Annotated in this window: 14 protein-coding genes; 4 read left to right on the top strand and 10 right to left on the bottom strand. The window is 34.5% G+C overall.

Annotation, left to right across the window (positions count from 1 at the left end; all coding sequences use genetic code 11):
- Window positions 1–84: 84 nt before the first annotated feature.
- The 10 genes from proC to ilvD all read right to left on the bottom strand — a co-directional run bounded on the left by proC (window position 85) and on the right by ilvD (window position 13,163).
- A complete protein-coding gene (proC, locus tag KO515_RS05495; RefSeq protein WP_215935367.1) occupies window positions 85–885 on the bottom strand; it encodes a pyrroline-5-carboxylate reductase in 801 nt (266 codons plus the stop codon).
- Between the two features lie 145 nt (window positions 886–1,030).
- Complete coding sequence (argC, locus tag KO515_RS05490) at window positions 1,031–2,014, bottom strand: N-acetyl-gamma-glutamyl-phosphate reductase (RefSeq protein ID WP_215935366.1); 984 nt, start codon at window positions 2,012–2,014, stop codon at window positions 1,031–1,033.
- A gap of 135 nt (window positions 2,015–2,149) precedes the next feature.
- Window positions 2,150–3,331, bottom strand: a complete 1,182-nt coding sequence (locus KO515_RS05485; RefSeq protein WP_215935365.1) for an argininosuccinate synthase — start codon at window positions 3,329–3,331, stop codon at window positions 2,150–2,152.
- A 42-nt stretch (window positions 3,332–3,373) separates the two neighbouring features.
- Window positions 3,374–4,024 carry a GNAT family N-acetyltransferase gene (locus KO515_RS05480; protein WP_215935364.1) on the bottom strand — a complete coding sequence of 217 codons (651 nt, stop codon included), beginning with the start codon at window positions 4,022–4,024 and terminating at the stop codon, window positions 3,374–3,376.
- Between the two features lie 428 nt (window positions 4,025–4,452).
- A complete protein-coding gene (locus KO515_RS05475) occupies window positions 4,453–6,045 on the bottom strand; it encodes an NADP-dependent glyceraldehyde-3-phosphate dehydrogenase (RefSeq protein WP_215935363.1) in 1,593 nt (530 codons plus the stop codon).
- A 78-nt stretch (window positions 6,046–6,123) separates the two neighbouring features.
- On the bottom strand, window positions 6,124–7,392 hold the full coding sequence (gene ilvA / locus KO515_RS05470) for a threonine ammonia-lyase IlvA (RefSeq protein WP_215935362.1): 1,269 nt from the start codon (window positions 7,390–7,392) through the stop codon (window positions 6,124–6,126).
- Window positions 7,393–7,494: 102 nt separating this feature from the next.
- The gene (gene ilvC, locus KO515_RS05465) at window positions 7,495–9,000 is read right to left on the bottom strand and encodes a ketol-acid reductoisomerase (RefSeq protein ID WP_215935361.1); all 1,506 of its coding nucleotides are present in this window, start codon (window positions 8,998–9,000) and stop codon (window positions 7,495–7,497) included.
- A gap of 13 nt (window positions 9,001–9,013) precedes the next feature.
- On the bottom strand, window positions 9,014–9,544 hold the full coding sequence (gene ilvN, locus KO515_RS05460) for an acetolactate synthase small subunit (protein ID WP_215935360.1): 531 nt from the start codon (window positions 9,542–9,544) through the stop codon (window positions 9,014–9,016).
- A 111-nt stretch (window positions 9,545–9,655) separates the two neighbouring features.
- Window positions 9,656–11,392 carry a biosynthetic-type acetolactate synthase large subunit gene (ilvB, locus tag KO515_RS05455; protein ID WP_215935359.1) on the bottom strand — a complete coding sequence of 579 codons (1,737 nt, stop codon included), beginning with the start codon at window positions 11,390–11,392 and terminating at the stop codon, window positions 9,656–9,658.
- Between the two features lie 91 nt (window positions 11,393–11,483).
- Window positions 11,484–13,163, bottom strand: a complete 1,680-nt coding sequence (gene ilvD / locus KO515_RS05450; RefSeq protein WP_215935358.1) for a dihydroxy-acid dehydratase — start codon at window positions 13,161–13,163, stop codon at window positions 11,484–11,486.
- Between the two features lie 507 nt (window positions 13,164–13,670).
- Between ilvD and KO515_RS05445 the strand changes: the two genes are divergently transcribed.
- The 4 genes from KO515_RS05445 (at window position 13,671) to KO515_RS05430 (ending at window position 22,023) form a co-directional block, all read left to right on the top strand.
- Entirely contained in the window at window positions 13,671–14,297 is a 627-nt protein-coding gene (locus tag KO515_RS05445) for a fasciclin domain-containing protein (protein ID WP_215935357.1), read from the top strand.
- A gap of 146 nt (window positions 14,298–14,443) precedes the next feature.
- Window positions 14,444–17,251: a helix-turn-helix and ligand-binding sensor domain-containing protein gene (locus KO515_RS05440; RefSeq protein WP_215935356.1), complete on the top strand. Its 2,808-nt coding sequence runs from the start codon at window positions 14,444–14,446 to the stop codon at window positions 17,249–17,251.
- Between the two features lie 250 nt (window positions 17,252–17,501).
- Window positions 17,502–20,600, top strand: a complete 3,099-nt coding sequence (locus KO515_RS05435; RefSeq protein WP_215935355.1) for a SusC/RagA family TonB-linked outer membrane protein — start codon at window positions 17,502–17,504, stop codon at window positions 20,598–20,600.
- A 13-nt stretch (window positions 20,601–20,613) separates the two neighbouring features.
- On the top strand, window positions 20,614–22,023 hold the full coding sequence (locus KO515_RS05430; protein WP_215935354.1) for a RagB/SusD family nutrient uptake outer membrane protein: 1,410 nt from the start codon (window positions 20,614–20,616) through the stop codon (window positions 22,021–22,023).
- Window positions 22,024–22,059: the final 36 nt, after the last annotated feature.

The raw sequence follows: 22,059 nt of genomic DNA, 5'->3' as shown, positions 1-22,059 counted from the left end.
TCCTGCAAGGTTTCAAAAACCTTGTGGGTATGATTTTTAGGTTTTATACCTACAAGGTATCCAAGACCTTGCAGGAAATCGTTATCAAATCTGCTCTTTTTTGATATTACTAATTTTATTAAAAGAAGCGACCATACCTTGAATTAATGATGAACTCAACCCTTTGTGTTCCATCTCATTTAAGCCTTCAATGGTACAACCCTTTGGTGTGGTTACTCTATCAATTTCTTCCTCAGGATGATTGCCGCTTGTAATCAATAAATTGGCGGCACCTTCGCTAGTAAACATAGCGAGTTCTTGCGCTTCTTTAGCGTCAAAACCTAACTGAATTGCGGCTTGTGTTGTGGCGCGTATTAGTCGCATCCAAAAGGCAATGCCGCTCGCACATACTACGGTTGCCGCTTGCATTTGTGTTTCAGGAATTGCTAAAGTATGTCCTAATCTATTAAAAATAGCTTCAGCAATTGGTATGCGCTTTTGGCCTTTTTCATTACTGCATAAACATGTCATGGATTTACCAACAGCAATGGCTGTATTTGGCATGGCTCTAATAATGAATTGCTCGCTTCCCACTTGATCCTCAATGCGTGAAATTGAAAATCCTGTTATAGTTGAAATTAAAACATGTTTTTCGGTTAAATGAGGTTTTACATCATTCAATATGTTTTCAAAATGCGCAGGTTGAACGGCGAATATTAAAATGTCAGATTGCTTAACCGCTTCAATATTATCTGTTGTTAATATGACATTTTTATACCCATCTAAATCTTGAATGCCATCTAAGTTTCGTTTAGTTAAGTATAATGTTGTGATAGCGTTATTAGTGATGAGTCCTTTTGCGATGGATTTTCCTAAGTTTCCTGTGCCTATGATTGCTATTTTCATTTTGCTTTTCTATTGTTTTTTAATGGTAAAATGTGCTCGCATTAAAAATGCTCCGTTCATCTTTCTAATTTTTTTGTCATTCCTGCGAAGGCAGGAATCTATAGTATTAATCTTGGATTCCTGCCTGCGCAGGAATGACAGATGTTTAAAAATAATTAGCCTTTAATCGTAAACCTTCAGTTTCGTCAAAATCATACATTAAATTCATATTTTGAATGGCTTGTCCTGACGCCCCTTTTAATAAATTATCGATGACGCTTGTGACTAATAATTTGTTTTCATGTTTATGTAAATGAAGGATGCATTTATTAGTATTCACTACTTGCTTTAAATGAATATCCTCATCTGAAACAAAAGTAAAAACAGCATCTTTGTAAAAATTGTGATATAATTCTTTGGCTTCTTCAAGTGTGCCTTCAAATTTGGTGTAAAGTGTTGCAAAAATGCCTCTTGAAAAATTACCGCGATTCGGCATAAAATTGATGTCAGAACTAAAATCGGACTGTAACTGATTTACGGTCTGATTAATCTCACCTAAATGCTGATGCGTAAATGCCTTATAATGTGAAAAGTTATTATCTCTCCATGTGAAATGAGTTGTTTTAGACAACGACGTTCCTGCGCCGGTAGCTCCAGTAACAGCGTTAATATGAACATCATTTTGTAAAATTCCTGCATTTGCTAATGGTAACAAAGCAAGTTGTATCGCTGTAGCAAAACAACCAGGATTAGCGATGTAATTTGCTTTTTTTATAGCGTCTTTTTGGAGTTCTGGTAAACCGTAAACAAAATCTTTTTCTTCAAAATTCTTATCTGCAACCAGTCTAAAATCATTACTTAAATCGATGATTTTGGTGTCATCAGAAAATTTATTTTTTTCTAGAAAAGCCGTGGAATTTCCATGACCTAAACACAAGAATAAAACATCTACTTTAGGATTGATGTCATTGGTAAATTCTAAATCTGTAGAACCTATTAAATCTTGATGTACTTTATAAATCTTGTTTCCTGCATTAGATGTACTATAAATAAAGTCGATTTCTACTTGAGAGTGATGAATCAATAATCTTATTAATTCGCCAGCTGTGTAACCAGCTCCTCCTATAATGCCTGCTTTTAGTTTTTTCATATTCATTTCCCACGAAAGTGGAAATCTTTTTAATTCAACCTGACTTTAAGTTTTATACCTACAAGGTTTTTGAAACCTTGCAGGATAAATTAATTTTTCAGACCTGCTAGGTTTTAAAAACCTGTGAGGTCTTACTTAATTATTTACCTGCTGATAAATCTTATTCTGATTACCAATAATTTTAATAAATCCTTTAGCTTCATCTGCTGTCCAGCCTTTATTTTCTTCACCATAACTTCCAAATTTCGCATTCATTAAATCATGTTCAGATTTAATACCATCTAAATCGAAGTGATAAGGTTTCAAGGTAACAAAAACATCACCTGTAACCTTGCTCTGGCTGCTCTGTAAAAAGGCTTCCATATCGCGCATTACAGGATCTAAATATTGCCCTTCGTGTAAATGCATACCGTAGAAGTTAGACATATAATCTTTGTGCTGTAATTGCCATTTGGTTAATGTGTGCTTTTCTAAAAGGTGATGTGCTTTTATAATGATTAAAGCTGCTGCTGCTTCAAAACCAACTCGCCCTTTGATACCAACTATCGTATCTCCTACATGAATATCTCTTCCGATTGCATAAGCAGAAGCTAATGTGTTTAAGACTTCAATATTAATTTCTGGACTATTTTCTTCTCCGTTTATGGCAACTAATTCACCTTTAGAAAAGGTTAAAACTACTTTTTCAGGATCTGTATGTTTTAATTGCGAAGGGTAAGCTGAATCTGGTAATGGTTTTTCAGACGTTAAGGTTTCTTCTCCACCAACACTAGTTCCCCAAAGTCCTTTGTTAACCGAATATTTAGCTTTATTCCAAGACATGTCAATACCGTTGTCAACGAGATAATCAATTTCTTGTTGTCTGCTTAGACTTCCATCTCTAATTGGTGTAATAATCTTGATGTTTGGTGCTAAGGTTTGAAAAATCATATCGAAACGCACTTGGTCGTTTCCGGCTCCTGTACTTCCATGGGCAATAAATTCAGCATCAATACTTTTAGCGTATTCAATAATTTCAATGGCTTGAATAATACGCTCCGCACTTACAGATAGAGGATAGGTGTTGTTTTTAAGAACATTTCCGAAGATTAAATACTTAATCACTTTATCATAGTAAGAGGCAATAGCATCAATATTTTTATAAGTAGAAACACCCATTTTATAGGCATTACTTTCAATAGTTTTAATTTCTTCAGTTGTAAAACCACCTGTGTTCACACTAACGGCATGTACATCATAACCAGCTTTTGATAAACTAACGGCGCAGTATGAGGTATCTAATCCTCCACTATATGCTATAACTAATTTTTTATTCATTTTTCGCTTTTATTGTTTTTCAATTGTAAAATGTGTTCGCATTTAATTGCTCGGTTCATCTTTTTTGTCTTTTTTTAAAAACATATTCTGTTTTATCAATTTTAATCGTGTCCATACTTTTTTATCATAAGTATGTTCTTTATTGTGCTCTTTTTGTTTTGACGTTTCAGCTTTAGCCGGATCATAGAGCATGCCAGTACATAAGCACATTTTTTGCTCTGTTCTTGTTAAGACATCAAAGTTCTTACACGTTTGGCACCCTTTCCAGAAGGATTGATCATCTGTTAATTCCGAAAACGTAACGGGTTTATAACCTAAGTCGCTATTCATTTTCATAACGGCTAAACCTGTTGTGATACTAAAAACTTTAGAATCAGGAAATTTGGTTCGGGAATGGTCGAAAATGACTTTTTTAATTTGTTTGGCGAGACCAAGGTTTCTAAAATCCGGGTGAACAATTAATCCCGAATTTGCCACGAATTTCCCGTGACCCCAAGCTTCAATATAGCAGAAGCCAGCAAATTTATCTCCTTCTAAAGCAATGACAGCATTACCATTTTCCATCTTTGTTATGATGTATTCTGGTTGACGTTTAGCAATACCTGTACCTCTTACTTTTGCAGCTTCGGCAATGGTTTCACAAATAAGTTCTGCGTAAATGCTATGTGATTTATCAGCAATGACAATTTTCATTGTTATTGTTTTTAATAGATTATAATTTTTTTGATTTTTTTGAAATGAAGAACCGGACGCACCTAAGTTCCTAATATAGATTGTACCCTTACGGGCGACGACTTAAAATTTGGCGTACAAAACCTGGTCTAGTATTAGGGTTTACTAAAATCGAAAAGGGAAATAAATGTGTTGAATTGTTCAATGTGAAAAAATTAAAATTGATTAACTGAATGGGGTTAAGTAGTATCCATTAGCGACGTCGCCTGTTGATAAACAAGCGTGTGGGTCTTTCAATTCTATTTTTTTGACTTAACATGATGTAAATTTAGAATTAAAATTTAATTAAAGCTCAATTATCAATCATTTTTTGAAAATTTTATGAAATTCATAATTCTATCAAATTAAACTGTAAATCTATCATTGATAGAGGATTTCTTCCGTTTTCACTAAAGGATGTAATCTGTACTAACAAAGTTTGACGCTCTAGAATCTAGTAGATCTTTTAAAATGGCATTGTTATAATCGTTATCTTTTGAAGCGACGAATGTTCTAATTGAAAACGAACGCAAAGCATCATGAACACTTAAGGTTCCTACGGCTGAATCTTTACGTCCTGTAAATGGATAAACATCTGGTCCTCGTTGACAAGAACTATTTAAATTCACACGGCAAACTAAATTCACCAATGTATCTATTAAAGGAGCCAAAGTGTTTATATCTTTCCCAAATAAACTGACTTGTTGACCGTAATTTGATTCTGCCATATCATCTAATGGTTTTTCAATATCTGAAAACGATATTACAGGAATCACAGGTCCAAATTGCTCTTCTTGAAAGACTCTCATATCTTTTGTAACAGGATATAATACCGCTGGAAAAATATAATTTTCTGTTGTTTCTCCTCCTTTAGTATTTATTACGTTTGCTCCTTTTTCAGTAGCATCGTCTATTAAATCTTGAATATAAGCAGGTTTGTCTGGCTCTGGTAATGGTGTTAGTTTAGCTCCAGCTTCCCATGGGTTTCCAAATTTTAAAGCATCGACTTTGGCAGAAAAGCGTTTATTGAATTCTTCTATAATGTCTTCGTGTACATATAAGACTTTTAAAGCTGTACAACGTTGACCATTAAACGAGGTGGTTCCTGCGATACATTCATCAATTGCTAAATCTAAATCGGCATCTGGTAAAACAATGGCTGGATTTTTAGCTTCAAGTCCTAGGACTAAGCGTAACCTATTACTTTTAGGGTGTTGTGTTTGTAAGGCATTCGCGGATTTACTATTTCCAATTAATGCTAATACATCTATTTTTCCAGTTTGCATTATTGGAGCAGCAACAGTTCTTCCTCTTCCGTAAATAATATTCACAACGCCTTTAGGAAAACTATCTTTAAAGGCCTCTAACAATGGTGAAATTAATAGAACACCATGCTTTGCGGGTTTAAAAATGACCGTGTTTCCCATGATTAACGCGGGAATTAGAAGTGCAAACGTCTCATTTAGTGGGTAATTATAAGGGCCTAAACATAAAACAACTCCCAAAGGACCTCTTCTAATATGTGCATTTACTCCGGAGCTTTTTACAAATTTGGCACTATCACGATCCATTTGCGTGTAATCCTCAATAGTATCGTAGATGTATTCTACGGTTCTGTCAAACTCTTTTTCAGAGTCGGCAAGGTTTTTACCAATTTCCCACATGAGTAATTTTACAATTTCCTCACGCTTCGTTTTCATTTGCACTACAAATTTTTCCATGCAGGCGATTCTGTCTACCACTTTCATCGTTGGCCATAAACCTTGCCCTTTATCGTAGGCGGAAACAGCAGCGTCTAATGCTTTTATGGCTTCCTTTTTTCCTAAGATAGGAATGGTTCCAAGAAGTGTGGGTTGATAGTCTTCGGTAGAAGAAATTGTAGAATATACTTTAGAGGTATCTCCTCTCCAAGGTATTAGTGCTCCATCAACTAAATAGGTGTTTTGGTCGACTAATTTTTTAATTTGAAATTGTTCTGGAATATCTACAAATGTTGAAGTCATACTAACTTTTTTAACTATTAATTGATAGTAATAAATATACAAAAAAGCAACTCAACACTTGGTTAAGTCTATGTTAAGCTATACTAAAAATTGAAACAAATCGGGTTTGTCATTCAAGTAATCTCCAAAGAAATTATGACGTTTCATTTTGGCGATTAAGGGTTCTAAGTCATCAGGTGATTTTAATTGCAATCCTACGACAGCGACGTCGTTTTCTCGGTTGACTTTTTTTGTATATTCAAAATGTGTAATATCATCTGTTGGACCTAAAATATCCACTACAAAATCACGTAAAGCTCCAGCACGTTGTGGGAACTTAACAATGAAATAGTGTTTTAAATTGGCATAGAGTAGCGCGCGTTCTTTTATTTCGGCCATTCTAGTAATATCATTATTACTTCCGCTAATGACACAGACTACATTTTTACCTTTTATTTCTTCGGAAAATTGATCTAACGCACAAAGACTTAAAGCTCCTGCAGGTTCTACAACAATGGCATCTTTATTATAGAGGTCCAAAATCGTCTGACAAATTTTGCCTTCGTCGACAGTAACCACTCGATGTAAGGTTTCTTTACAAATAGCAAAACTTAAATCGCCAACACGTTTAACGGCAGCTCCATCTACAAAGCTATCTATGGTTGTTAATTCTGTGTTTTTATTAGCTCTAATGGAAGTCAGCATTGCAGGTGCTCCTTTTGGCTCCACACTAATAATTTTAGTTTGAGGCGATAAAATTTTAAAAACAGAGGATAATCCAGCAGCTAATCCACCACCACCAACAGGCACAAAAACATAATGAATAGGATGCGCTTTTGCTTGGTCTATAATTTCTAAACCAACAGTGGCTTGACCTTCAATAACTTTTTCATCATTAAATGGATGAACAAATGTTTTATTGAGCTCTTCGCTTTGTTGCATGGCCGCATGGTAAGCATCATCAAACGTATCACCAACTAAAACAACGTCTACATAATCTTCACCAAACATTTTAACTTGTTCAATCTTTTGATTAGGTGTTGGTGCAGGCATAAAAATTGTGCCTTTAATTTTTAAGAGTTTACATGAGATAGCGACGCCTTGCGCATGATTACCTGCACTTGCGCACACAATTTCATTTTCAATCTGCGCAGCATTTAAGGATGAAATTTTATTATAAGCACCACGAATTTTGTAAGAACGAACCACTTGTAAATCCTCTCTTTTGAAATAAATATTAGCATCAAAATCTTTCGAGTATCTAGTGTTTTTAATTAAGGGCGTTACCGAAGCAATACCTCTTAATTTTTCAGCAGCAGCTTCAATGGCTTTAAGTGTTGGTCTGTATGTGGTTTTGGTGTCTTCCATACTTAGCTCCCAAGAAAGTGGGAATCTCTTAGTTTATTAGATCTGTCAGGTTTTGATGTTGGTAATATTACATTACCTCAAAACCTGACAGAATAATTTATTTTATGCTAATACTGAATCGGCTTCTTTTACGTCTTCAGTTTTTATAACTTTCATAGCTGTCATTGCGGCACGTAAACGTTGACCAACAGCTTCAATCGGATGGTTTCTAATAGCATCATTTACAGCTATTAATTCTATATTGTCAACTCCAGTTGTAGTTGAAAATGGTTTTCCGATGATGGAAGTATCAACCGTTTTCATAAAATCAGTCAATAATGGTTTACACGCATGGTCAAATAAATAACAACCATATTCTGCTGTATCAGAAATTACGCGATTCATTTCAAATAATTTCTTTCTAGCGATCGTGTTGGCAATTAATGGTAATTCGTGTAAAGACTCGTAGTAAGCAGAATCTTCAATAATACCAGCGCTAACCATAGTTTCGAAGGCTAGTTCTACACCAGACTTTACAAAAGCCACTAAAAGAACACCATGATCAAAATACTCTTGCTCTGTGATATGGTCAGACGTTAAAGGTGTTTTTTCAAATGCAGTTTCTCCTGTTTCAGCTCTCCATTTTAAAAGATTAACATCGTCATTTGCCCAATCTTCCATCATGGTTTTTGAGAAATGACCTGAAATAATATCATCCATATGCTTTTCAAAAAGTGGACGCATGATGCCTTTTAATTCTTCAGATAATTCGAAAGCTTTAATTTTGGCTGGATTAGATAAGCGATCCATCATGTTGGTAATGCCACCATGTTTTAAAGCTTCGGTAATGGTTTCCCAACCAAACTGAATTAATTTTCCAGCATAACCAGGCTCAATACCTTCTTCAACCATTTTGTCGAAAGATAAAATGGCACCTGTTTGAAGTAAACCACAAAGTATGGTTTGTTCTCCCATTAAATCACTTTTTACTTCCGCAATAAAAGATGATTCTAAAACTCCAGCACGGTGACCTCCAGTCGCAGCAGCATAAGCTTTTGCTTGTGCCCAACCTTTACCTTCAGGATCATTTTCTGGGTGAACCGCTGTTAATGTTGGTACACCAAAGCCTCTTTTATATTCTTCTCTTACTTCAGTTCCAGGGCATTTTGGCGCTACCATAATTACTGTAATATCTTCACGGATTTTGGTGCCTTCTTCCACGATATTGAAACCATGCGAATAACTTAAAGTGGCTCCTTTTTTCATTAAAGGCATCACGGCTTTCACAACGTTAGTATGTTGCTTGTCTGGTGTTAAGTTTAATACTAAATCGGCATCAGGAATTAATTCCTCATACGTTCCAACGTTAAAATCGTTAGAGGTTGCGTTCTTATAGGAATCACGTTTTTGATCAATCGCAGCCTGTCTTAGCGCATAAGATATGTCTAATCCAGAATCGCGCATATTTAAACCTTGATTAAGGCCTTGTGCACCACAACCAACGATTACGATTTTCTTTCCTTTTAATGCGTTGACTCCGTCTTCAAACTCTGAAGCGTCCATAAAACGACATTTTCCTAATTGCTCTAATTGTTCTCTTAATGGTAATGTGTTGAAATAATTTGACATTTTTTCTTCTATTTTAATGTTGCAACGCTTTTAGCATTGTTGATATTTTCATTTCGTCTTTAGTGACTGCAATACGTCCTGAACGTGTAAATTGCATGATTCCAAAAACAGTTAATTCTCTATGTAATAGGTCTATTTCTTCTTTTCGTCCTGATTTTTCAATAACGAAGAAATCACGATTTACAGTGACAATTCTAGCGTTACTTTCTTTAATGATATTCTGAATCTGACGTTCATCAAACAATAAATTAGATCTCATTTTAAAGATGCAAGATTCTTGATAAATGATTTCTTCTTCGGTATGATAAAATGCTTTGATCACTTCGACTTGTTTTTCAATCTGACCTTGAATCTTTTTCATTTGAGATTCGGTAATATTGACAACAATGGTGAATCTTGACACTCCATCAATTTCAGAAGGAGATGTATTTAAGCTTTCAATATTTATATGTCTTCTTTGGAATATTGCCGAAATTCTATTCAGCAATCCGATGTTGTTTTCCGTATATATGGAAACGGTATATTGTATGTTTTCTGTACTCATTATTTTTAGATTATAGATAAAAGAGAATAGAAAATAAACTTTCAATTAGGCCTATCTTACTTTTTTCTCTCATTGTCTTTCTTCTTTTCTCTATGTTCTCTTTTATTAAATTTACTCTAATCTTATATCTGAAACACTGGCTCCGGTTGGAATCATAGGAAATACATTGTCTTCTTTCTCTACTCTAACCTCTAAGAAATAGGGCCCTTCACAATCAATCATTTCTTTTACAGCAGCTTTTAAGTCTTTTCTGTTGCTTATTTTTTGTGCTTCAATATGATAGCCTTTTGCGATGGCTACAAAATCGGGATTTACCATTTCTGTAGACGCATAACGCTTATCGAAAAATAACTGTTGCCATTGACGAACCATTCCTAAGAATTCGTTATTCAAAACCACAATTTTCACAGGTACTTTTTGTTGAAAAATAGTACCTAATTCTTGAATATTCATTTGGTATCCGCCATCACCAGCAATCATAACCACTTCACGGTCTGGTGCTGCCATTTTTGCGCCAATCGCTGCAGGTAATGCAAAGCCCATGGTACCTAATCCGCCAGACGTAATATTACTTTTGGTTTTGTTGAATTCAGCATAGCGGCAAGCGATCATTTGATGCTGACCAACATCACTTACAATAGCCGCTTCACCTTTGGTTTGCAGGTTGATTTCATTCAACACTTCACCCATGGTTAAGCCTTCTTTAGTAGGATGTAGATCATTTTTAATGACTTTTTCGAATTCTATCGTATATAAATCTTTAAATTTTTGATGCCAATCATTATGAGAATTTTCATTCAATAATGGTAATAAGCTTTTTAAGCTGGCTTTCGCATCACCTAAAACGGCAACATCAGTTTGAACATTTTTATCAACTTCAGCAGGATCAATTTCGAAATGAACAATTTTTGCCTGCTTTGCATAGGTCTCTAAATTTCCGGTAACACGATCATCGAAACGCATACCTATAGCAATTAACACATCACATTCGTTAGTTAAAACATTTGGAGCATAATTACCGTGCATGCCCACCATACCAACATTTAATGGATGTGAAGTTGGAATTGCAGAAGCGCCTAAAATCGTCCAAGCAGAAGGAAGGCCTGCTTTTTCAATAACGGCTTTAAATTCTTCTTCAGCTTTACCTAAAATAACACCTTGACCCCAAACTACTAATGGTTTTTTTGCATTATTTATAAGCTCTGCAGCAGCTTTTAATGAGTTTTCATCGGTTTCAGGAACTGGATTATAACTTCTAACTCCTTTACATTTTTCGTATTTGAAATCAAATTCCTCAAACTGAGCATCCTTAGTGATATCGATTAAAACAGGTCCTGGTCGTCCACTTTTTGCAATATAAAATGCCTTTGCAAACGCTTCAGGTATTTGCGATGCTTTGGTCACTTGAATATTCCATTTCGTTACCGGAGTCGAAATACCAACAATGTCAGTTTCCTGAAAAGCATCACTTCCTAATAAATGAGAGCCTACTTGACCTGTGATACATACCAAAGGGGTAGAGTCTATTTGTGCATCTGCAATACCAGTAATTAAATTGGTGGCTCCAGGTCCAGACGTTGCCATAGCAACACCAACTTTACCAGAAATACGCGCGTATCCTTGTGCAGCATGTGCAGCACCTTGCTCATGACGTGATAAGACGTGATGGATTTTATCTTGATACTTATATAATTCATCATAAACTGGCATTATTGCTCCACCAGGATAACCATAAAGGATATCAACACCTTCGGCTAATAAACATTTTATAACCGCTTCACTACCTGAAATACGTTCTGTAGTTTCTGTAGTTTTTGCTTTATTTTGTATCGTTTGAGTTTCTTTCATCTCATATATCTGTTTTGAAATCCTTTGATGGCTTGCCTGTGTTCAGTACAAACTTTTTTAGGATGACATCTTAGTAATATTTTTTTTTAGTCTAAAATTCATCAGTCACACATCCTTTTGATGCTGATGACACGGTTTTAGCGTATTTGTATAAAACACCACGTTCAAATTTTAATTCTGGTGCTTTCCATTTTTGACGTCTTCTTTGCAGTTCTACCTCTGAGACTTCTAATGAAATTGAATTCGTTTCTGCATCTATCGTAATAATGTCTCCGTCTTTCACTACAGCTATGGTGCCTCCTTCTTGTGCTTCAGGTGTGATATGACCAACAACAAAACCATGAGTTCCGCCAGAGAAACGTCCATCTGTGATTAAAGCGACATCTTTACCTAAACCAGCTCCCATAATGGCTGCCGTTGGTTTTAGCATTTCAGGCATTCCAGGTCCGCCTTTTGGGCCTTCATATCTAATGACGACGACATCTCCTTTTTCAACTTTTCCGTCTCTAATCCCATCGTTTGCGGCGTATTCTCCTTCAAAAACTTTTGCTTTTCCACGGAAACACAAGCCTTCTTTTCCGGTGATTTTAGCGACACTTCCTTCAGTGGCTAAATTGCCGTAGAGCATTCTTAAATGACCCGAAATTTTAATAGGTTCTTCAATAGGTTTAATGACGTCTTGACCCTCTTTTAAGTCATCGACATCTAATAAGTTTTCTGCGATTGTTTTACCTGTTACAGTTAAGCAATCTCCATGAATAAGGCCTTTTTTAAGAAGGTATTTTAATACGGCAGGAATGCCTCCAACAGCATGAACATCTTCCATTAAATATTTTCCACTTGGTTTTAAATCGGCCAAAAATGGTGTGTTGTCACTAATATCTTGAAAGTCTTTTAAAGTAAAATCGATCTGTGCAGCTCTTGCAATTGCTAAAAAGTGTAATACCGCATTGGTAGAACCACCTAATATAGTGACTAATCTAACGGCGTTTTCTAGAGATTTTCTAGTGATTATATCTGAAGGTTTAATATCCTTTTCTAACAATAATCGTAGCGCTTCACCAGCTTTAACTGATTCTTGTTTCTTTGCGTCACTTAATGCAGGATTTGATGAATTAAATGGCAACGTCATACCCAAAGCTTCAATAGCAGAGGCCATAGTGTTAGCTGTGTACATACCTCCACAGGCTCCAGCTCCTGGACAGGCTTTTTCAACAATACTTTGATATTCGCTTTCTTCCATGGTGCCAGCGACTTTGCTTCCCCAGGCTTCAAACGCAGAAACAACATCTAGTTTTTTACCTTCGTGGCAACCAGAATCGATGGTTCCTCCGTAGACTAAAATGCTCGGTCTATTTAAGCGGATCATTGCCATTAAGGCACCTGGCATATTTTTATCGCAACCTACAACAGTAACTAAACCGTCATAACTCATGGCTTGCACTACGGTTTCCATAGAATCTGCAATAATATCACGAGAAGGTAAAGAGTAACGCATGCCTGGAGTTCCCATTGAGATTCCATCGCTGACGCCAATAGTATTGAATATTAATCCAATAACATCTTCATTTTTTGTACCTTCTTTAACCAGTTTTGCTAAGTCGTTAAGGTGCATGTTACAAGGGTTGCCTTCGTAACCAGTGCTCGCAATACCAACGATTGGTTTAAAAAAATCTTCTTTTGTTAATCCAATGGCATGAAGCATAGCTTGTGCTGCTGGTTGCGTTGGATCTTGTGTAACGGTTTTACTGTATTTATTTAATTCGCTCATAATAATAGGTGTGCAACATCGATTTGCTAAATCTAAATTACTTGATATGCTGTATTTAGTTATTAATATTCTATTTCTTAATCTAAATTCAATGCTATAAACATTTAATTAAGGTGTTGTAAATCAATATTTTAAACCTTAATTAATATGATGTTCAAGTAACTTAATTTTTTATATAAAAAAAAGCCTCCCGAAAAAGGAAGGCATTTAAATAAATCTATATTTTAATTTATCATAGCATTCCTAGGCTTCGCGAAATAATGACGATGCTAATAATAGGATTGCTATTGATACTTTGGTTTTTCATCTGTTAATCAAATATTAGATATTTTATTTTAGAATCCAAATTAAAAAAAAACTTTTTGCCTTACGTTCGGTTTGTTGAAAAGGTATCTAAGGGATGTTAAAGTTGTGCTAAACCCTTTGTAGGTAAAATCCATATAGTAGTAATGCCGTATATATAATATAACCAATTAAATAAGTTTAATTATGAAAATGAAATTAAAGATGAATAGGACAATAGGTGTAGTAATGTGTGTGTTAGTTTTAGGGATTACGGCATGTAATGATGCTAAGAAGGAGGAAGATAATTCGGTGATGGAAACTGAAAAAATGGAAATGGCTGACAAACAACAGCAAGCTACGGAAATGGAAAAAATGGAAGAGGAAAAGAAGGCTATGGCTATAGAGACTAGTATTACAGGTAAAGCAATATCTAATAAGGATTTGTCTACTTTAGTTACTGCATTGAAAGCGGCTGATTTAGCTACAATGTTATCAGAGCCTGGTAATTATACTGTTTTTGCGCCATCTAATCAAGCGTTTTCTAAATTACCGGAAGGTACTGTAGATGCTTTATTAAAACCTGAGAATAAGGAAAATCTTCAAAGTATATTAAAATATCATGTGGTTTCAGGACAAATAACTTCAGATAAATTAATGGAAGCTATTAAGGGTGGAAATGGTAAGTATACTTTTAAGACAGTTACTGGTAAAGAATTGACTGCGATGATGGATGGTGATCAGTATGTGATACATGATTCTAGAGGAGAAAAATCTGAAGTAGTTCTAGGTAGTGTCGAAGCCTCAAACGGGATTGTTTATATTATTAATGATGTGTTGATGACTAAATAATTATAAAGTTTTAGTATTAATTTATGAAAGGCTCAGCTTAGGTTGGGTCTTTTTTTTGATGATGAATTTTTGCTTTTTCTAGAGTTACGTTGAATGAAATGCTTATTTTTAAAGCATTTTCTTAAATTTTATATATGGTGTATTGCATGAAAAAATCGTTATTTTTTTTACTTTTCTTAATTGCTTTTTCTTCAAATTGTTATAGCCAATTCACACCTAGTATCCATAATTATACCTTAGCTGAGTATAAAGCTGGTAACCAAAATTGGGATATTTCTAGAGCAGACAACGGCAAGGTGTATGTCGCAAATAATAGTGGTTTATTAGAGTATGATGCTCTGGTGTGGAAATTTTATCCTTTACCTAATAAGACGATTGTTAGATCTGTATTAGCTGTAGACGATATAGTTTATACAGGGTCTTATGAGGAATTTGGTTACTGGAAACACAATGACTTTGGGGTTTTAAAATATTTTTCTTTAAGTGAGATGATTCCCGATCTCATCTCGCCTAACGAAGAAATATGGGAAATAATAAGTTTCAATGGTAAGATTATTTTTAGGTCTTTTTTAAATATCTATATCTACGATTTTGAAAATGTTATTCAATTAAGACCTGGTTCGGTTATAATATCCTGTAGTGTTGTTGAAGATAATACTTATGTGAGTACTTTAAATGAAGGGGTCTTTTTATTAAAAGGAAACACGTTAGAACCGTTCTATTTTAATAACAAATTATTAGATACCAAAATTATTTCCATCAATAAGTATCAAGGGAAATTGTTATTGATGACATCGCTAAAAGGCAGTTTCTTCTTAGATAATGATCAGTTGGTTCCAACTAATTTTGAAATTAATGAACAAATTCAGCGTCAACAATTAAATGAATTTTCTGTTCTAGCCAATGGAGATATGGTTTTTGGTACTATAAAGGATGGCGTATACTTAACGGATAATTCTGGAAAATCTAAGTTTCATATTAGTAAAGAAAATGGCTTATTTAATAATACCATTTTAGGGCAGTCTGTTGATAATACTGGTAATCTTTGGTTAGGTCTAGATAATGGTATTGCTAATATAGAACTAAACAGTAGTAACTACTTTTTCAATGATGTTTCAGGTAAGTTAGGTGCTGTATACGACGTTGTAAAATTCAAAGAAGTTATTTACATTGGAAGCAATACAGGATTATTTTGGTTAGATGACAACGAGAAGCTACAATTTATTGAAGGATCTCAAGGACAAGTTTGGGATTTAGAGGTCATTGAAGATCAACTTTTTTGTGGTCACAATGAAGGAACATTTATAGTTGACAAGGATCAGTTTACTAATATTTCTTCATACACTGGTGGTTGGACTATAAAAAAAGTGCCTGAAAGAGAGCATACTTATATTCAAGGGACATATTCGGGTTTAGTGAAATTTGAAAAAATATCAGGAGAATGGCATGTAAAGCACTTAGGTAAAACCACCATTCCTTCGCGTTTCTTGGTGTTTGAAAATCCGCATACAGCATGGGTGGCTCATGCAACAAAAGGAGTTTATAAAGTAAATTTTGATGATGATTACAATGCTATTACTGCGGTAAAAGACTATCATGATAAAGGAATAAGTTCTAATTATAATGTAAGAGTGTATAATATTCGGAATAATATTAGCTTTAAATCTAATGAGGGTTGGCAAAAGTACGAGCCTATCTTAGATTCTATAGTGCCGTATGAATTGCTCAACAATTTGCTTGGTAAGAACAGTTATATCATATCTGATGATAATACAGATCTTATTGCACTGAAAAATAAAGATGGATTTATAAAATTTAAGTCTTTTGATTCCAAGAACGATGAATTTTTTCTTAACGATGTATTTTTGAAAAACAGATACATTGTTGGGTACGAAAACGTATCTAGGGTGAATGATTCCAACTATGCTTTAAATCTTGATAATGGTTTTATGGTCATCAATAGCACTCCTGCTATGGACACTAATTTGTATAAACCAAATATCGAGTCTATTTTAATAAGTGATTCCTCTGTTAATCTGACTGATATTGATAATGGAGAGATTGAGTTTAAGTTTAAAGAAAGTATTACCATTGAATTGTCCTCTTCAAAGTCGCTTAATCATTTCTTTGAGTATAGTATTTCTGAAGATAATACCTCTGAAGATGATGTATTGTGGTCTAAAATTGATGGTAACAAGGTGGAATTTTCAAATCTTATAGATGGAGATCATGTTTTGTCATTTCGAGCAAGTGATAATGCTGGAAATGTATCTCCGGTTCAATTATTAGAGATTGAAGTTTACCCTCCTTGGTATAGAGATACACTTGGCTATTTCTTGTATTTCCTTTTGGCGGGATTAATCATATTTATATTTTATACGCTTCACAACAAAAAAATTGTAAAAGAACAGCGTTTAATTAAAATCAAATATCAAAAAGAGCAACAGAAATTACTTCGGGAACAAACATTAGAGAATGAAAAGCGCATTATTCAACTTAAAAATGAATCTTTACAAAATGAGATTAAGCTAAAAAGTAAACAATTAGCCAATAATGCTATGGCTTTGGTGAAGAAGAATGAAACACTTCAGGACATCAAAAAGGATTTAATGGTAAATAAAGATGGCTTTAATAATTACTATTCCTATAAAAAGATTGTAAAGAAATTAGATAATTCAATTGTATTAAAAGATGAATGGGAGGTTTTTGAAAATAATTTTAGCCAAGTACACGATGAGTTTTTTGAAGTGCTAAAAGCAAAACACGAGGTGCTTACTCCTAAAGATTTAAAGATTTGTGCCTACATCAAAATGAATTTATCTTCAAAAGAGATTGCACCACTTATGAATATCTCAGTAAGAGGGGTTGAAACGCATAGATATCGTTTAAAAAAGAAACTGAACTTAGAAAATGATATTTCTTTGGTGGATTATTTGTTAAATATTAAAAATTAGGTACGTATTCCTACTTTATTCCTACTTTCAACTACGTCATTACTACGTCACTTTGCAATTTACCGTTCTACTATAACGTTTTTTTTATAGCTTTATGGTACGTCAAATGGTGTTTTCTTAAGACTTCTTAACATTCTAGATTACACATGACGTAATTAAAATGTAAATAGATGTTAACAGAGTTTAACATTTGATTATAACTTGGTCACTCAAATAAACTAACAGTCTAATTTAAATAGTAATCAATTTTATGAAAACAAAAATCAGTCTATTGTTGATGCTCTTTGTTTCAATTTGTGCTATGGCACAGCAAATTGAAATTAATGGAGTTGTAACAAGTAAAAATGATGCAATGCCTTTGCCAGGAGTCAGTATTATAATTAAAGGCACGAGTACAGGTACCACTTCAGATTTTGAAGGTGCATACTCTTTATTAGTAAATAGAGGAGACCAAGTAGAATATAGCTATATTGGTTTTGAGACAGTAATTATTACCATTGAAGATGAAACAAATATCGACGTTGCACTAGTTGACGATGTAGAAAGTCTTAGTGAAGTGGTCGTTATCGGTTATGGTACTCAAAAACGTAAAGAGGTAACGGGTGCAATCGCTAGTGTTTCTGGTGCTGAAATAACAAAGCAGCCTGCTGTAAATGCACTTCAGTCTATTCAAGGAAAAATGACAGGTGTAAATATTGTGAATACCAATGCACCGGGAAGCGAGCCTAATATAATTATTAGAGGTATCGGAACAGCATCTTCAGGAAGTGATATACTATATATTGTAGATGGTGTACAAGTGAACAGTATTACCAATATTAATCCAGATGATATTGAAACTTTTGATGTCCTAAAAGATGCTGCATCTGCGAGTATTTATGGTATGAATGCTGCTAATGGTGTTGTGATTGTAACGACTAAAAGTGGTAAAAAGGGAAAAATGAAAATTGAATTATCCTCGTATTACGGTGCTAAATCAATGTTGAATGCTGTGGAAATGGCTAACTCTAGTCAATACGTAAGGTACTTTAATGAAAACCAGATGATGAGTGGTGAAACTACATTTTTGTCACCTGACCAACCTTATGATACGGATTGGTATGAGGAATTAACGGATATTGGATTTAGTAATTCTAATAATGTAGCAATCTCTGGAGCGAGCGATGATATAAAGTACTTTTTTAGTTTTAATAATTATACTGAAGATGGTGTTTTAGATGATCATGATTATAACAGAAATACTATTAGAGCTAACAATAGTGTCGATTTGTTTGAAGATCGATTGACGCTTAGTACTAATTTAAGCGCTTCTTTTATTAAATCGTTGCCTAAGCCGTTTTCTGCGTTTAATTCAGCTTATAGACAAGCACCAGTTATACCTGTCTATTATGAAAGTGGTCAATATGGTCAATCATATTGGAACCAAACAACTGGTATAGCTACATATTTAGGAGCGAGTACAGATGTCATTGGGTCTCTAAATTCAGTCGGTAACCCAGTAGCTGCAGTAGAATATACAAACCAAGAGAATAATACTACTGATTTACAGGGGAGTTTTCAAGCAGATTTTAATATTACCGATGATTTAAAGGTTTCTGGTAGATATACAGGGACAAAATCGTATTCTAAAAGTCGAAGCTTTAATGATACAAGAGCCCTATGGTTAATCAGTGATCCTACTAGGACAGATGAAGAATTTCAGATTAACCAAGATAATAATCCTGAAGTTACCACCTATGCAGATAATAGTTTGTCGTATACAAGTTCAGAAAGTTATAGATACAATTTAGAAGGATTTTTAACTTATGACAAAACATTTAATTCTGTGCATAACCTTAATGCTGTTGCAGGATTGTCAAGAGGACAAAGAAATGACGTTTTTACAATGTATGCATTAGGGTACGGAGTGCCTTCTCAAGAAAATTACTGGAGTATTAATTTTGCTGATGATGGCTATGAAAAAGTGGTGTCTCAATATTACTCTACTCCAACAAGAGAGCAATCTTATTTTGGTAGAGTAATGTATAATTACGATGGTAAGTATTTCTTGCAAGCAAATATCAGAAGAGATGGTACTAGTAATTTTAAGAATGATACTAACGAAGATTATTTTGACAACTTTCCAGCAGTGAGTGCAGGATGGTCAATTTCAAATGAAGACTTTTTTAATGTTTCATTTATTGATTTCCTTAAATTAAAAGCGGGTTGGGGACAAGTAGGTAACTCAAGAGTGCCGTTTAATCAATCCACAATAACAACTAGTACGGGTAGTAGCAGTGTAAACTATGTGTTTGGTGCAAATCAAGATTTAGTGTTTGGTGCTGCATATGGAGCAGAGATTCTTCCGATTTCTTGGGAAATTACTGAAGAACTAAATGCCGGTTTTAATTTATCAGCGTTTGACAGTAGATTGAATGCAGAATTTAATTACTACAATAGAAATACTAAAAATGCTATTTTATTAGTGACACCTATTTATACAACAGAAGGTTCTGGTAGTTTTTATGACCATGGCGCAGAAGTGACTAATAAAGGTATTGAAATTGATTTAAAATGGAGAGACAATATTACGGATGATTTGTCTTATAACATTGGAGCTATATTTTCTACCAATAAAAATAATGTTGAAAACGTTAAATCTGCCTATGATGGACAAGTAGGAGGGAGCTTAGGTAATGGTCAAATCACAAAACGTTTAGAAGAAGGACAGCCTTTGTATTCTTGGTGGATGTATGATGTTGAAGGTGTTTGGCAAAATCAAGAAGAGATTGATAATGGAGCCAGTATTTCAGGGGCATTACCTGGGCACTTAAAGTATTCAGATTTAAATGATGATGGTATTATTGATGATAAGGATAAAAAATTCTTTGGTTCTTATTTGCCAACCTACTCATATGGACTCTCTTTAGGTTTAAATTATAAAAATGTAGATTTAATTATCGAAGGTTATGGTGCTGGAGGTAATAAAATATATAATGGACTAAAAGGAACGCGTATTAATGGTGGTGAAAATATAGCTGAAGACGTATTTAACTATAGATGGACTGGTGAAGGGTCTACAAATTCTGATCCAGGTGCCAATAGAGATTCATATGCGTCTAGCTATTACTTAGAGGATGGTGATTATTTTAGAATCAACAACATAACTTTAGGATATACATTAAAAGATGTTATAAAAGGTGTAAGTTCAGTACGACTTTATGCTACGGCACAGAACCCATTCATGTTTACAAAATATTCAGGATTTACTCCAGAAATTATTGGGTCTTCTGCTGGTACAGGTGGTATAGAGCTATCTGCATATCCTACGCTTAAAACATTTTTATTCGGTGTTAATATTGAACTATAAAAAAAAATTGAAGATGAAACTAAAAACAATAAAATTCGGAATGTTGCTTTTCACTTTGCTCTTGGTAGCAAATTGTAGCGATGATTATTTAGACGTAGATAGTAGAGCGGAAATTGATGCCGCTGATAGTGGAGACGTGGTAGAACCAGAAGAAATGGTCAATGGAATCTATGGTATGCTTACGGACTGGGATTATTCATTCTCTTATTTAGGAATTACAGAAATTATCTCTGATAATGCTGATAAAGGAAGTTCTGCATCAGATACAGGTACAGATAAGCACTTGCTAGATGCTTTAGAGCATACAACTACAGGACCTTCGATTTTAGCCATGTGGGAGCATTGGTATAAAAGTATAGGTAGAGCGAGTATTGCTATTAACTATACTGGAGATTACGGTTTAACTGATCATGATTATAGAGATAGACTTATTGGAGAAGCTAAGTTTTTAAGAGCTTTAAACTACTTTTGGTTAGTACGTTCTTTTGGAGATGTGCCATTACAGCATATTGATTATGTAGTGCGTCAACCAAAGGACGATGTTTATGAATTTATTGAGCAAGATTTATTGGATGCAATTGAGCTATTGCCTAAGAAAAGTGAATATGCAAGTGCTGATTTAGGAAGAGCAACTCAGGGAGCGGCTCAAGCTTTACTTGCTAAAGTATATTTATATGATGAAAAATGGCAAGACTCTTATGATATGGCTACTGCTGTAGTTACAGGAGGTGATTATGATTTATTTCCTAATTACGAAGAGTTGTGGAGAGAATCTCAAGAAAATGGGATAGAGTCTCTTTTTGAAGTACAAGGAAGAGGGGAGTCTATTGCCCATGGAGTACAACAATATTCGCAAGTTCAAGGTGCCAGAGGTACTAGTGGATGGGGATGGGGATTTAATATTCCTTCACAAAACCTATTAGATGCTTTTAATGCAGAAGGAGATAACATTCGAAGAGATGCAACAATCATTTTTGCAGGTGAAACACTATGGGATGGAAGAGAAGTGAGTGCTTCTACAGAAAATCCAATGTATAGTGAAAAAGCGTATTCTAGTGCTAGTGCCGGAGCTAGTGATGGAGACAAAAATGTTAGAATACTTCGTTTTGCTGAAGTCTTATTAATTCAATCAGAAGCGGCTCTTCATGTTGGTGCTGATGCAGCGACTCCTTTAAACAGAGTTAGAAATAGAGTTGATCTTGAGTCTATCTCTGCTCCAACTTACGAAGATATTTGGAAAGAAAGACGCTTAGAATTGGCTTTTGAACATGATAGATGGTTTGATATTGTTAGAACTGGAGAAGCCCAAAGTGCAATGGCCGCAAATGGTAAAACATTTGAAGTAGGTAAGCATGAGTTGTTCCCAATTCCATCATTACAAATCAACCAAACTCCAGAGATGACACAAAATCCTAATTGGTAACTTTAGGATGAGAAGACAGAAGAATTAAAACGCTTT

The sequence above is a fragment of the Winogradskyella psychrotolerans genome (genome assembly GCF_018860545.1).
GTDB lineage: Bacteria > Bacteroidota > Bacteroidia > Flavobacteriales > Flavobacteriaceae > Winogradskyella > Winogradskyella psychrotolerans_A.
Note: the sequence above shows the minus strand (reverse complement) of the source record. Positions and strands in the feature narration are given on the sequence as shown.